Source organism: Pseudomonas rhizoryzae (genome assembly GCF_005250615.1).
Classification (GTDB): Bacteria; Pseudomonadota; Gammaproteobacteria; order Pseudomonadales; family Pseudomonadaceae; genus Chryseomonas; species Chryseomonas rhizoryzae.
Genome location: NZ_SULM01000002.1, coordinates 207,777 through 219,199 on the forward strand (window position 1 = coordinate 207,777; position 11,423 = coordinate 219,199).

Consider the following 11,423-nt stretch of genomic DNA (forward strand, 5'->3'; position numbering starts at 1 on the left):
AGGACATGGGTGGTTGGATTGAGCGAAAGCGAAGCCCAACGGTGCCCAGGCTTCAACGCTGCCTGTTGGGCTTCGACGATGGAGCCTTCTCAACCCAACCTACACCCGGGGCCGGCACCCGTAGGTTGGGTTGAGCGTTAGCGAAGCCCAACGGTGCCCAGGTTTCAACGCTGCCTGTTGGGCTTCGACGATGGAGCCGTCTCAACCCAACCTACGGTCATCGTAATTCGGGTTGAGCGCAGCGAAGCCGAAGGGTGCCTAGACACTAGAACTCCAGATGCAGACCCACCACCAGGCGGGCATCGTGGGTATCTTCGCCCTCTTCCCGCGCCATGGCCGCGGTGTTGCCGTGGGTAGCGTTCCAGGAGACGCCGACGTAGGGCGCGACCTCGGGGATCACCTGGTATCTCAGCCGGAGCCCGGCTTCGCTGTCGGCGAAACCCGCGCCCTGCCCGCGGGCTTCGTCGTTGCGGCCATAGAAGTTCAGTTCGGTATGGGGCTGGAGGATCAGCCGCTGGGTCAACACCCAGTCGTATTCGGCCTCCAGGCGTAGCGCCGTCTGGTTGTTCTCGCCGAAGAAGGCGGTGATCTCTATGTCGAGATCCTCGGGGTCGTGCTCCTGGATACCCAGGGCGGCCCAGGTCTGCGGTGAGCCGGGCTTGAAGTCCTGGCGGATGCCGGCGACGCTGCCCCAGCCCTTGGTCAGCGCGTGTCCCCAGAGTGCCTGCACCTCGGCCTGTTCGGTATGGCCGTTGCTGCGTTCACCCTGGCTGCGAAAATCCAGGCGGTTGGCGCCCCCGCCGAAGGCCCAGCCTTCCAGGTCCCAGTTGAAGACGCTGCCCTCGTCGGCGTGCTGCCATTCGAGCTGATCCACTTCCAGACTGGCCGGGGCGGAGCCACTGGGATCGGCGGCCTGGACCAGGGCACTGGTAGCAAGGCCAGCAAAGAGCAGGGAAAGCGGGAGCAGACGAGGCATGGCGGATATCCAGGGTCATGGAAGCGCCTGATAGACCACCCTGCCCCGCCTGGAGTTTTAAAAAATATTACAAATGCCAAGCCAGGCTATTCGAACAGCGCATCCAGCGCCTGCTCCAGGCGGGTCACCGCCACTACCTGCAAGCCGGGCGGCGGGTCCTTGGGCGCATTGCCCTTGGGCACGATGGCGCGCTTGAAACCGTGTTTGGCGGCTTCCTTCAAGCGCTCCTGGCCACTGGGCACCGGGCGGATCTCGCCGGATAGGCCGATCTCACCGAACACCAGCAGGTCGTGCGGCAGGGCACGATCCCTCAGGCTGGAGATCACCGCGGACATCAATGCCAGGTCGACCGCCGTTTCCAGCACCTTGACCCCGCCGACCACGTTGATGAAGACGTCCTGATCGTAGGTGGGGATGCTGCCATGGCGGTGCAGCACCGCCAGCAGCATGGCCAGGCGATTCTGGTCCAGGCCCACGGTGACCCGCCGCGGATTGGCCAGGTGACTGGTGTCGACCAGCGCCTGCACCTCGACCAGCATGGGCCGCGAGCCCTCCCAGGTGGCCATGACCACGCTGCCGGCCACGGCTTCCTGGGCGCGGTTGAGGAAGATCGCGGACGGGTTGGAGACCTCCTTGAGGCCCTTGTCGGTCATGCCGAACACGCCCAGCTCGTTGACCGCGCCGAAGCGGTTCTTCACCGCCCGCAGCATGCGCAGGCGACCGTCGGATTCGCCCTCGAAATAGAGCACGGTATCGACCATGTGCTCCAGCACCCGCGGTCCCGCCAGGGCGCCTTCCTTGGTGACGTGGCCGACCAGGAAGATGGCGGTGCCGGTCTGCTTGGCGAAGCGCACCAGCAGCGCCGCGCTCTCGCGCACCTGGGCCACGCCACCGGGGGCGGACTGCAGCTGCTCGGTGAAGATGGTCTGGATGGAGTCGATCACCATGACCCGCGGCTTTTCCTGGCGTGCGGTGGCGACGATGGTCTCGATGCAGGTCTCGGTCATCACCTTGAGCTTGTCTTCCGGCAGACCCAGGCGGCGAGCGCGCATGGCCACCTGCTGCTGGGATTCTTCGCCGGTGACATAGAGCGCCGGCATGCGCGCGGCGAGATGGCAAAGGGTCTGCAAGAGGATGGTGGACTTACCGATGCCGGGATCGCCACCGATCAGCACCACGGAGCCGTCCACGAGGCCACCGCCAAGCACGCGGTCCAACTCGGTGGAATCGGTGGTGAAGCGTGGGGTTTCCTCGACGCTGACCTCGGCCAGGGTCTTGATCGTCGCCTGCTGACCGGCCCAACCGGCCCGCCCGGAGGGCACGGCAGAGGTCTCGACCACCGTCTCCACCAGGGTATTCCAGGCGCCGCATTCGCCGCACTGGCCTGCCCACTTGGGAAAGGTGGCGCCGCATTCGGTGCAGCCGTAGAGACGCTTGGCCTTGGCCATGGCGACGTTCTCCAGTCGAAAAAGGAAGAACGCCAGCATAACACAACTGGATACATAGACAGTAAAAAGGCGCGATCCTCGCGGAGCGCGCCCTTGAAATCCGAGGATTCGCTGGCTTTATTGGCCTTCGCCACCCGGTTGACGCAGCATGGTCAGTGCCTGGTTGGCCTGGGCGATGCAGGTTTTGTCATCGCCGGCCTTATGGGCTTCCATGGCATTCTTGCGGAAGTTGGCGATCTGCTGGGCCTGGGAGCTGCCCGGGCCGATCATGTTGGTTTTCATCTTGCTGGCGTCATCCAGTTTCTGCAGCTGGATGCTGCACAGATCCTTGGCGAACACGGGTGCAGCAGCGAACATCATCAGGGCGATCAGGGCGGTACGCTTCATGGGACATCCTCGTTGAGGGGGCCAGGTAGGCCGGATTAACCTCGCTCACCCCACGAAACTGGTCTGGGGTAATCCATTGACCGCCAAGCACCGCTCGTCGTTCATCACCAAATCTTCAAGGCCAAGCTTTTAGCCAGTGCCTCTAGCATCAGTGTTTTAGCATCGAGATCTCCGTAGCGCTGTTCCGCAGCCAGCTCGGCAGTGCCCGTTGCCAGCGCTCCTGCTCCAGGCGGTGCTGGCAGGCCAGCAGGCGGCTGTATTCCGCGAATTCCCGGTGCACTCGGCGGCGTTGCTCTTCCACGGCCGCTTCGGTGATCCATAGGTGCCACTGTTGGTACATCGCCTCTTCGTCTGTCATCGACTCCTCTCCTGAAGGAGCCATCATGGCAACGCCGAAGGCCCTTGCCAATCGCGATAAGCAAAGCCCGACGGCAAGCGCCGGGCTCAGGTTTCTAGGCTGGGTATTTCAGCTGCTGGGCGATCTTGTCCTTGAGCAGTACCCGCTCGCGTCGTAGCCGTCCCAGTTCTTCGTCGCCGCTGGATTCCTCCACCGCCTCCAGGTCGAGGATCTGCTGGTCGAGCTCCTGGTAATCCTCGAGTAGCTTGGCGAACGCCGGATCGGACTGCGGACGGCTATCGAGCTGCTCGGCATATTCGGGAAAGTCTTTGTGCAGGTCGTGTTTGGCAACCATCTGAGGCTCCTGGGCTCTGAATGTTGAGGTCGCGAGGGCCACCGCCCTCGTCGTACAAGGGTGGACCCAAGCCCTTCGCCAAAGTGCGACAGCCACGACCAGCTACCGATTTCCTGGGGATTTGCCGCTTCCGGGGAACCCAAAGACCGTTAGCAAGGTTCCAAAACCGAGCGAAGCGGTCAAAATCGGCTATCTTCTTTTCCGAAATCTTTCACAGGAGTGCAGCATGAGTATTCTCGCCGAGTTCAAGAAGTTCGCCATGCGGGGCAACGTGGTTGACCTGGCGGTCGGTATCATCCTGGGTGCCGCCTTCGGCAAGATAGTGTCGTCCTTCGTGGCCGACATCATCACGCCGCCGCTGGGTCTGCTGCTGGGGGGCGTGGACTTCTCGCAGCTGGCGATCACCCTGAGAGCGGCGGTGGGCGACAAGCCGGCGGTGGTGATGTCCTACGGCAAATTCCTGCAGACCATTTTCGACTTCGTGATCATCGCCTTCGCCATCTTCATGGCGATCAAGGTGCTCAACCGTCTGCGCCTGCATCAGGACGCCGCACCGGCCGGCCCGACCAAGGATCAGGTACTGCTGACCGAGATCCGCGATCTGCTCAAGGAGCAGAACAGCAAGGTGACCGAGGCTCCCGTGGTCAAGCAGGACCCGCCGATCAACCCGCTGTAAGCCTTTCAAAGGCGGCTGCGCGTCCGCCAAACGGCGTTGAAAAGCCCTTCGGAATGCTCATTTACCAGCCGTAAACTCGAGCGCGAGTCCGATCCGCTTCCTCAGGGCTTTTCGCGGGGCCACCTAGGCCTTGTTTGGCTCTAGCTCGCGGCCTTTGAATAGGCTTACAGAAAGCACCCGCCTCACTCGGAGGCGGGTCGCTCCAGGCGGATCCAGCCGATCCGCCGATCCTTGACCGACTCGACCGTCAGTTGCCAGCCCTGGTAGTCCAGACGATCGCCCACCGTCGGTAGACGTCCCAGCAGGTCCACCACCAATCCGCCCAGGGTCTGGTAGTCCTCGTTTTCCTCCACCTGGAAGCCCGTGCGCTGGGCCAGGGGATGCAGATTCAGGCCGCCGCTGGCGCGATAGCCGTTTTCCACCTTTTCCAGCTCCGGCAGGCTGTCTTCGCTGGCGTCCGGCAATTCACCGGCGATGGCCTCGAGGATGTCGGTGAGGGTCAGCAGGCCCTCGAAGCCGCCGAATTCGTTGACCACGAAGGCCACGTGGGTCGAAGCCGCGCGCAATTGCTCCAGGGCACTGAGCACCGTGGCCTGGGCCGGCAGGTGGATGGGGGTACGCACGCGGTTGCGCAGGTCGGGGGTCTGGCCCTGCAGGATGTCGGCGAACAACTCCTTCTTGTGCACGTAGCCCAGGGGTTCGTCGATGTTGCCGTTGACCACCAGCGGCAGGCGCGAGTGGGCCGAGGCCAGCAGTTGCTCGCGCAGGCGCTCCGGGGCGGCGTCGGCATCGAGGATGTCGACATCAGCGCGGGCAGTCATCACCGCACGCACCGGGCGCTCGCCCAGTTGCAGCACGCCGCTGATCATCAGCCGCTCACGGCGATCGAACACCGGGCCTTCGCCCTGCTCGCCGTCCATCAGCTCGGCGATGTCCTCGTCCACCTCGTCTTCACGCAGGCGCCCGCCCAGCAGCCGCAGCACGGCCTGGGAGGTGCGCTCACGCATGCCATGTCGCTCGTGCAGCTGGCGTTTGCGCTTCCAGCGCACCACCTGGTTGGCCAACTCGATGAGGATCGAGAAGCCGATGGCGGCATAGAGGTAGCCCTTGGGAATGTGGAAACCCAGGCCTTCGGCGGTCAGGCTCAGGCCGATCATCATCAAAAAGCCCAGGCACAGCATGATCACCGTGGGGTGGGCGTTGACGAAGGCGGTCAGCGGCTTGCTCGCCACCAGCATCAGGCCGATGGAGATGATCACGGCGATCATCATCACGCTCAGGTGCTCGACCATGCCCACGGCGGTGATGACGGCGTCCAGCGAGAACACGGCGTCGAGCACCACGATCTGCGCCACCACCGGCCAGAAGGCGGCGTAGGTGCGGCTGCCCCCGGTCTTGTGGGTGTGGCCTTCGATGCGTTCGTGCAGTTCGGTGGTGGCCTTGAACAAGAGGAAGATACCGCCGAACAGCATGATGAGGTCGCGGCCGGAGAAGGCCTTGCCGAATACCTCGAACAACGGCTCGGTGAGGGTCACCATCCAGGAGATGCTGGCCAACAGGCCCAGGCGCATGACCAGCGCCAGCGACAGGCCGATGACGCGTGCCCGGTCGCGCTGCGCGGGCGGCAGCTTGTCGGCGAGGATGGCGATGAAGACCAGGTTGTCGATGCCCAGGACGATTTCCAGGACGATCAGGGTGAGCAGGCCCAGCCAGGCGGTGGGATCGGCGATCCATTCCATTAGCAGGGCACCTCCGCCAGAAGAGGCCGAACGGCCGTGGAGGTCATGACGCGGGAGGGGGTGTCAGCCGCACCTGGCCAGGGGGCCGGGGGCGGCTCGGATCTGTCACTGCTCATCGGGACTCGAAAGGTAGTCTTGGAGCGTTCGATCCTAGAGCAAGGTCGGCCCAGAGCTAAAGGCGCAACCTTTTCCAATTGTGAAGAAAACGTCAAGTTCCAGAGCTGCCAAGGGTTGTAGCGCCCTTGTTACCAGTAGTTTTCTACGGCCACCTGTCCCGGTCGGCGACTCAGCGCCAGTTGCAGATCGCGCGTCTTGAGCAACTGACGGGTGTCGTCGACCATCTCCGGATTGCCGCAGATGAGGATGCGCGAGTGCTCGGGCGAGAGTTCGACGCCGGCGGCGCGCTCCAGCTCGCCGTTCTCGATCAGGCTGGTGATGCGCCCACGCAAGGCCCCGGGGTGGTCTTCGCGGGTCACCACCGGCACATAGACCAGGCGGTCGGTGAGGCCTTCGAGATGTTCCACCTGGTCGTAGCCGTGGATGACGTCCTGATAGGCCAGGTCGCGGGCCTCGCGCACGCTGTAGACCAGCACGATGCGCTCGAAGCGCTCCCAGGTGTCGGGCTCCTGCAACATCGACAGGAAGGGGGCGAGACCGGTACCGGTGGCCAGCAGCCAGAGATCGCGGCCGCCGCCGAAGCGCTCCAGGGTGAGATAGCCATAGGGCTGCTTTTCCACCAGCAGCTCGTCGCCCTCGCGCAACCGGCTCAGCTCGCTGGTGAAGGCGCCGCCGGGCACTACGATGGAGAAGAATTCGAGGAATTCATCATGGGGCGCCGAGACCATGGAGTAGGCGCGCCAGACCACGTCGCCATCGGCCTTGCGCACGCCCAGGCGGGCGAACTGGCCGGCGCGGAAACGAAAGCGCGGATCGCGGGTGGTCCTCAGGCTGAAGAGGTTGTCGCTCCAGGGCCAGACGGCGGTGATCGTCTCGCGGGTGAACTTGTCTTCGGTGGCGGTCATACTGGCCTCTTTTTCCCGATTGCTTGGCGCCATTGTCCCGCACTGAGCCGCCGATAAACACCGACAGATACCATGCCTTCTCTCGTCTCGCCCTTCGCCACCCTCGAACTCGACCGTCAGCCACCGCGGCGCGACGATCCCCTGCAGGCCTTTGACGCTGCTGACGAGTACCTCTTGCAGCACCTCGCCGAAAGTGGCCTGGTCCCGGCCGCCCAGGTGCTGGTGCTCAACGACAGCTTTGGCGCCCTGGCCGCCAGTCTCGCCGGCCATGCCCGGGTGACCTCCAGTGGCGACTCGCACCTGGCGGCCCTGGCGCTGCAGGCAAACCTGGCGCGCAATGGCCTCGCCGCCGAGGCGGTGACCTTCGTCCCGGCCAGTGAGGTGACCAGCGGTCCTTTCGATTGGGTGCTGGTGCGGGTGCCCAAGACCCTGGCCCTGCTGGAAGAGCAACTGATCCGCCTGCACGGTCAGTTGGCGCCCGGCGCCCGGGTGATCGCCGCCGGCATGCTCAAGCACCTGCCGCGCGCTGCAGGGGATTTGCTGGAGCGCCATATCGGCCCGGTGCAGGCCTCGCTGGCGGTGAAGAAGGCGCGGCTGCTCTTCGCCACTCCCGAAACTCGTCCAGCCGTGGCCTCGCCCTACCCCAGCCGCTATCGCCTCGACGAACCGTCGCTGACGCTGGTCAACCACGCCAACGTCTTCTGCCGCGAAGGCCTGGACATCGGCACCCGTGCCTTCCTGCCGCACCTGCCCCAGGGGCTGGGGAACGCACGGGTAGCAGACCTCGGCTGTGGCAACGGCGTGTTGGCCCTGGCCTGCGCCCTGGCCAACCCCGAGGCGCAATTCACCCTGGTGGACGAGTCCTACATGGCGGTGCAGTCGGCGCGGGAGAACTGGGCCGCGGCCTTCGGCGAGCGCCCGGTAGCGATCCGGGCCGCCGATGGCCTGGCCGACCAGCCGCCGCGCTCGCTGGACCTGATCCTGTGCAATCCGCCCTTCCACCAACAACAGGTGGTGGGCGACTTCCTCGCCTGGCGCATGTTCCAGCAGGCGCGCGCCGCGCTGGATGCCCAGGGCGAACTCTGGCTGGTGGGCAATCGCCACCTGGGGTATCACGTCAAGCTCAAGCGGCTGTTCAAGCGCGTCGAACAGATCGCCGCGACGCCGAAATTCGTGGTGCTGAAGGCGGTCCAACCTCTCTGATCCGCCCCGGAGAAGGATACCCGAGTGCCGCAACTACCCCTCGACCTCCACTACATCGCCCTGTTCATCGAACTGATCGGCATCAGCGCGGCGGTGCACGCCATCGTCACGGTGCGTACGGCCCAGGGCGCCATGGCCTGGGCCATGGCACTGGTGTTCATGCCCTTCCTCAGCCTGATTCCCTATCTGGTGTTCGGCCGGCGCCGCTTCGACAGCTACGTGAAGGCGCGGCGCCAGGCCGACGAGGAGATGGCGCGCCAAGCCGCCGAACTGGACTGGCGCCCCTGGATCGCCGAGGCCATGGCCGCCCAGCAGTGCAGCGCGGCCAACCGCAAGCTCAAGGCCATGACCGCCCTCACCGGCACCCCCTGCGTGGCCAACAACCAGGTGCGGCTGCTGGTCAACGGCGAGGAGACCTTCGCCGCCATTCTCGGCGCCATCCGCGGTGCCCAGAAGGTCGTGCTGGTGCAGTTCTTCATCATCCACGACGATGCCCTGGGCCGCGCCCTGCAGAACACCCTGCTCGACCGCGCCCGCGCCGGGGTCAAGGTTTTCCTGCTCTATGACGCCATTGGCAGCCACGCCCTGCCGCGTGCCTACGTGGACAAGCTGCGCGAAGCCGGCTGCGAGGTGAAGGGCTTCAGCAACAGACGCGGGCTGATCAACAGATTCCAGGTCAACTTCCGCAACCACCGCAAGATCGTGGTGGTGGATGGCGAGGTGGGCTTCACCGGCGGACTCAACGTCGGCGATGAATACATGGGGCTCAAGCCGCCGCTGGCGCCCTGGCGCGACACCCACCTGGAGTTGCGCGGCCCGGCGCTGGTGACCCTGCAGGAGTGCTTCGCCCAGGACTGGTACTGGGTGACCCGGCAATTGCCCAGCCTGCTGTTGCCGGAGCGCTACGAGGACGGTGGGGTGCTCTGCCAGGTGGTGCCCAGCGGCCCGGCGGACGATCAGGAGACCTGTTCGCTGTTCTTCGTCGAGGCCATCCACTCCGCCCGCCATCGCGTCTGGATCACCTCGCCCTACTTCATCCCCGACGAAGCCGTTTCGGCGGCGCTGCGCCTGGCGGCCCTGCGCGGGGTGGACGTGCGCATCCTCTTGCCCTCGCGGCCGGACCACAAGGTGGTCTATGCCGCCTCCTACCTCTATGCCTTCGAGGCGGTGCACGCCGGCATCCGGGTGTTCCGCTACGGCCCGGGCTTTCTGCACCAGAAGGTGGTGCTGATCGACGAGGACGTGGCCGCGGTGGGCAGCGCCAACCTGGACAACCGGTCCTTCCGCCTCAATTTCGAGGTCATGGTGATGGTGATGGACGTCCAGTTCGCCTGGGAGGTGCGCAAGATGCTGGAATACGACTTCAGCCGCTCGCGCGAACTCACCCCCGAGGACAACAATGCCCTGCGCCGCTGGCGGCGCGTGGCCATGCGGGTAGCGCGGGTATTCTCACCGGTGCTCTAGCGTAGTGTTGCAGAGGTCAACTGCACAATTTTGTGCGGCGCTTTTTGCCGCAGAGGCGGACCGCCCTGGGCGGCGTTGCCACGCCTCGCCATAGTCCTGCTAGGACTCGTCCCGGCGCCTGGCCCAGCTGGAGCGCCGAGCCGAACCAAAATCACTCGCCAATTCTTGCGCGAACGTCTGCAACACCACACCAGCCACCCCGTCCATGCACTGGGCAGTGCCAGGCGTAACACGCCGTTCATGCTTCCTTGCCGACGCCCCTTAGCCGCAGCCACTGCGGAGCAGCGCGTTGGTACAGAGATCGTGTCGCCGGCTATGGAGCGGGATAGTTACTGTCGAGTATTCGGGCAGGCGTCTGTCCGAACAGATGCTTGAAGGCGGTGATGAACGATGACACATCGGCATAGCCGACGGCGAAGGCGGCCTCGGTAACGCTCGCACCTGTCGCCAGCCGTTCGAGCGCGACCTGGAGTTTCAGATGCCGCCGCCATGTTCCGAAAGTCAGCCCCGTCTGCGCGACGAACAAACGTGCCGCCGTTCTTTCCGTCAGGGCTGCTTGGCTGGCCAAGGTAGCGAGCGTGTCGTTGCAAGCAGGGTTCGCATGCAGGAGGCGGCTGATTCGGCGAAGCCTTTCGTCCTGCGGCTCGAGAAGATAGATGTCTCTCGGTGCCAGCAGGTGCAGGCGATCGAGCAACACCGCGATCAGCCGCCCTTCGGCACCCTCTTCGGGATAATCGCCGCCGAATTCGGCGGCGGCGATCAGCAAGGCATCGGTCAGGCGATCAATCGCAACCGCCTGCGCTGACTCGGGCAAGGATAAGAGCTCCGGTTCGATGTAGCAGGTCGTCAGCCAGAACGGCGCGTGGCTCAGGATACGGTGCTCGACGCCCGGCCCGATCCAGACGGCCCGCTGCGGCGGCACGACGTAGCGGGCGCTTCGCGTCAATACCGTCAGTACACCGGCGCTGACATGGATGAGTTGAGCACGGCGATGCGCATGCCAGGGCACCCTTACGCCACTATGCCGCTCCGCAAGCACGAACACCGGTCTCGGAGTGCTATCGGGGTCGATGAACACGCGCCTTGTCTGTCTGGCCATATTTTTTGTCATGATCAGCCAAGAATACCTATGCGGGCGTGATTAGTCTCTGTTCTGTTTCAGCACAACAGGAGGCATGTCATGAACATCGTCATTCTAGGCCAAGGCAATATGGGCGCACCGCTGGCCAAGCTCGCCGTGGCAGCAGGCCATTCGGTGGTAACGCTCACCAGCAGTGACTCACCAGAGCAAGCGCTGCAAACCGCCGATCTGGTGATCCTCGCCATGCAGTATCAGCAAGCACTCGACTTCGCGGCAACGCCGGGCATTTCAGCTGTCCTGACCGGCAAGGTCGTCGTCGACATCACCAATCCGTTGGCGCCAGACTTCATGAGCCTGACCGTCGGCCATACGACCTCTGCCGCCGAGGAGATCGCCAAGCGGCTCCCGAACGCCAAGATCGTCAAGGCCTTCAATACTGTCTTAGCTTCGATCCTGGCGTTGCATGCGGCGGGAGATATCACCACGATCCCGGTCTTCGTCGCCGGAGACGATGCAACAGCCAAGGCGACCACGGGTGAGCTGGCGCGAAGCTTCGGATTCACGGTGATCAATGCCGGAGCCTTGTCGAATGCTCGCTATCTCGAACCCATGACGGAGATGATGATCCACCTCGGCTATGGCCTCGGCCACGGCGATAAGATCGGTTTCGCTCTCGTCAAGGCGGTTTGATAAAGGGTAGCGCTGACCCACCGCGAGATCGGCGCTTTCGAAGGT

The 11,423-nt window shown here is 64.4% G+C and carries 12 protein-coding genes; 4 read left to right on the top strand and 8 right to left on the bottom strand.

What is annotated here, in order from left to right; genetic code table 11:
• Positions 1–265: 265 nt before the first annotated feature.
• From FAZ11_RS03480 to FAZ11_RS03500, 5 genes are all read right to left on the bottom strand, one after another.
• Positions 266–976, bottom strand: a complete 711-nt coding sequence (locus FAZ11_RS03480; RefSeq protein WP_058772817.1) for a copper resistance protein B — start codon at positions 974–976, stop codon at positions 266–268.
• An 86-nt stretch (positions 977–1,062) separates the two neighbouring features.
• Complete coding sequence (radA, locus tag FAZ11_RS03485; RefSeq protein ID WP_058760248.1) at positions 1,063–2,424, bottom strand: DNA repair protein RadA; 1,362 nt, start codon at positions 2,422–2,424, stop codon at positions 1,063–1,065.
• A gap of 117 nt (positions 2,425–2,541) precedes the next feature.
• Complete coding sequence (locus FAZ11_RS03490; RefSeq protein ID WP_058760213.1) at positions 2,542–2,811, bottom strand: hypothetical protein; 270 nt, start codon at positions 2,809–2,811, stop codon at positions 2,542–2,544.
• Between the two features lie 148 nt (positions 2,812–2,959).
• Positions 2,960–3,169, bottom strand: coding sequence for a hypothetical protein (locus tag FAZ11_RS03495; RefSeq protein WP_058760212.1), 210 nt, complete (start codon positions 3,167–3,169; stop codon positions 2,960–2,962).
• A 94-nt stretch (positions 3,170–3,263) separates the two neighbouring features.
• Entirely contained in the window at positions 3,264–3,503 is a 240-nt protein-coding gene (locus FAZ11_RS03500) for an HP1242/YdcH family protein (protein WP_058772816.1), read from the bottom strand.
• 226 nt (positions 3,504–3,729) lie between these two features.
• Here FAZ11_RS03500 and mscL point away from each other — a divergent pair, with 226 nt between their 5' ends.
• A complete protein-coding gene (gene mscL, locus FAZ11_RS03505; RefSeq protein WP_058772815.1) occupies positions 3,730–4,179 on the top strand; it encodes a large-conductance mechanosensitive channel protein MscL in 450 nt (149 codons plus the stop codon).
• Between the two features lie 182 nt (positions 4,180–4,361).
• Here mscL and FAZ11_RS03510 read toward each other — a convergent pair whose 3' ends face one another.
• Together FAZ11_RS03510 and FAZ11_RS03515 are read right to left on the bottom strand one after the other, a co-directional pair.
• Positions 4,362–5,918, bottom strand: coding sequence for a TerC family protein (locus tag FAZ11_RS03510; protein ID WP_058760209.1), 1,557 nt, complete (start codon positions 5,916–5,918; stop codon positions 4,362–4,364).
• Positions 5,919–6,163: 245 nt separating this feature from the next.
• Positions 6,164–6,940 carry a ferredoxin--NADP reductase gene (locus tag FAZ11_RS03515; protein WP_058772814.1) on the bottom strand — a complete coding sequence of 259 codons (777 nt, stop codon included), beginning with the start codon at positions 6,938–6,940 and terminating at the stop codon, positions 6,164–6,166.
• 72 nt (positions 6,941–7,012) lie between these two features.
• Here FAZ11_RS03515 and FAZ11_RS03520 point away from each other — a divergent pair, with 72 nt between their 5' ends.
• Entirely contained in the window at positions 7,013–8,143 is a 1,131-nt protein-coding gene (locus FAZ11_RS03520) for a methyltransferase (RefSeq protein WP_058772813.1), read from the top strand.
• Between the two features lie 24 nt (positions 8,144–8,167).
• Positions 8,168–9,607, top strand: coding sequence for a cardiolipin synthase (gene cls, locus FAZ11_RS03525; protein WP_058772812.1), 1,440 nt, complete (start codon positions 8,168–8,170; stop codon positions 9,605–9,607).
• A 313-nt stretch (positions 9,608–9,920) separates the two neighbouring features.
• Here the strand turns inward: cls and FAZ11_RS03530 are convergent, their stop codons facing one another.
• Complete coding sequence (locus tag FAZ11_RS03530; protein WP_204957069.1) at positions 9,921–10,685, bottom strand: AraC family transcriptional regulator; 765 nt, start codon at positions 10,683–10,685, stop codon at positions 9,921–9,923.
• Between the two features lie 102 nt (positions 10,686–10,787).
• On the opposite strand from FAZ11_RS03530, the gene FAZ11_RS03535 reads away from it, so the two are divergent.
• On the top strand, positions 10,788–11,378 hold the full coding sequence (locus FAZ11_RS03535) for an NADPH-dependent F420 reductase (RefSeq protein WP_137279068.1): 591 nt from the start codon (positions 10,788–10,790) through the stop codon (positions 11,376–11,378).
• Positions 11,379–11,423 lie beyond the last annotated feature (45 nt).

Coding starts and splice junctions, on each gene's coding strand:
- FAZ11_RS03495 (WP_058760212.1), bottom strand. CDS start 3,169: ATGACAGACGAAGAGGCGATGTACCAACAGTGGCACCTATGGATCACC.
- radA (WP_058760248.1), bottom strand. CDS start 2,424: ATGGCCAAGGCCAAGCGTCTCTACGGCTGCACCGAATGCGGCGCCACC.
- FAZ11_RS03520 (WP_058772813.1), top strand. CDS start 7,013: ATGCCTTCTCTCGTCTCGCCCTTCGCCACCCTCGAACTCGACCGTCAG.
- mscL (WP_058772815.1), top strand. CDS start 3,730: ATGAGTATTCTCGCCGAGTTCAAGAAGTTCGCCATGCGGGGCAACGTG.
- FAZ11_RS03500 (WP_058772816.1), bottom strand. CDS start 3,503: ATGGTTGCCAAACACGACCTGCACAAAGACTTTCCCGAATATGCCGAG.
- FAZ11_RS03480 (WP_058772817.1), bottom strand. CDS start 976: ATGCCTCGTCTGCTCCCGCTTTCCCTGCTCTTTGCTGGCCTTGCTACC.
- FAZ11_RS03515 (WP_058772814.1), bottom strand. CDS start 6,940: ATGACCGCCACCGAAGACAAGTTCACCCGCGAGACGATCACCGCCGTC.
- FAZ11_RS03510 (WP_058760209.1), bottom strand. CDS start 5,918: ATGGAATGGATCGCCGATCCCACCGCCTGGCTGGGCCTGCTCACCCTG.
- FAZ11_RS03490 (WP_058760213.1), bottom strand. CDS start 2,811: ATGAAGCGTACCGCCCTGATCGCCCTGATGATGTTCGCTGCTGCACCC.
- FAZ11_RS03535 (WP_137279068.1), top strand. CDS start 10,788: ATGAACATCGTCATTCTAGGCCAAGGCAATATGGGCGCACCGCTGGCC.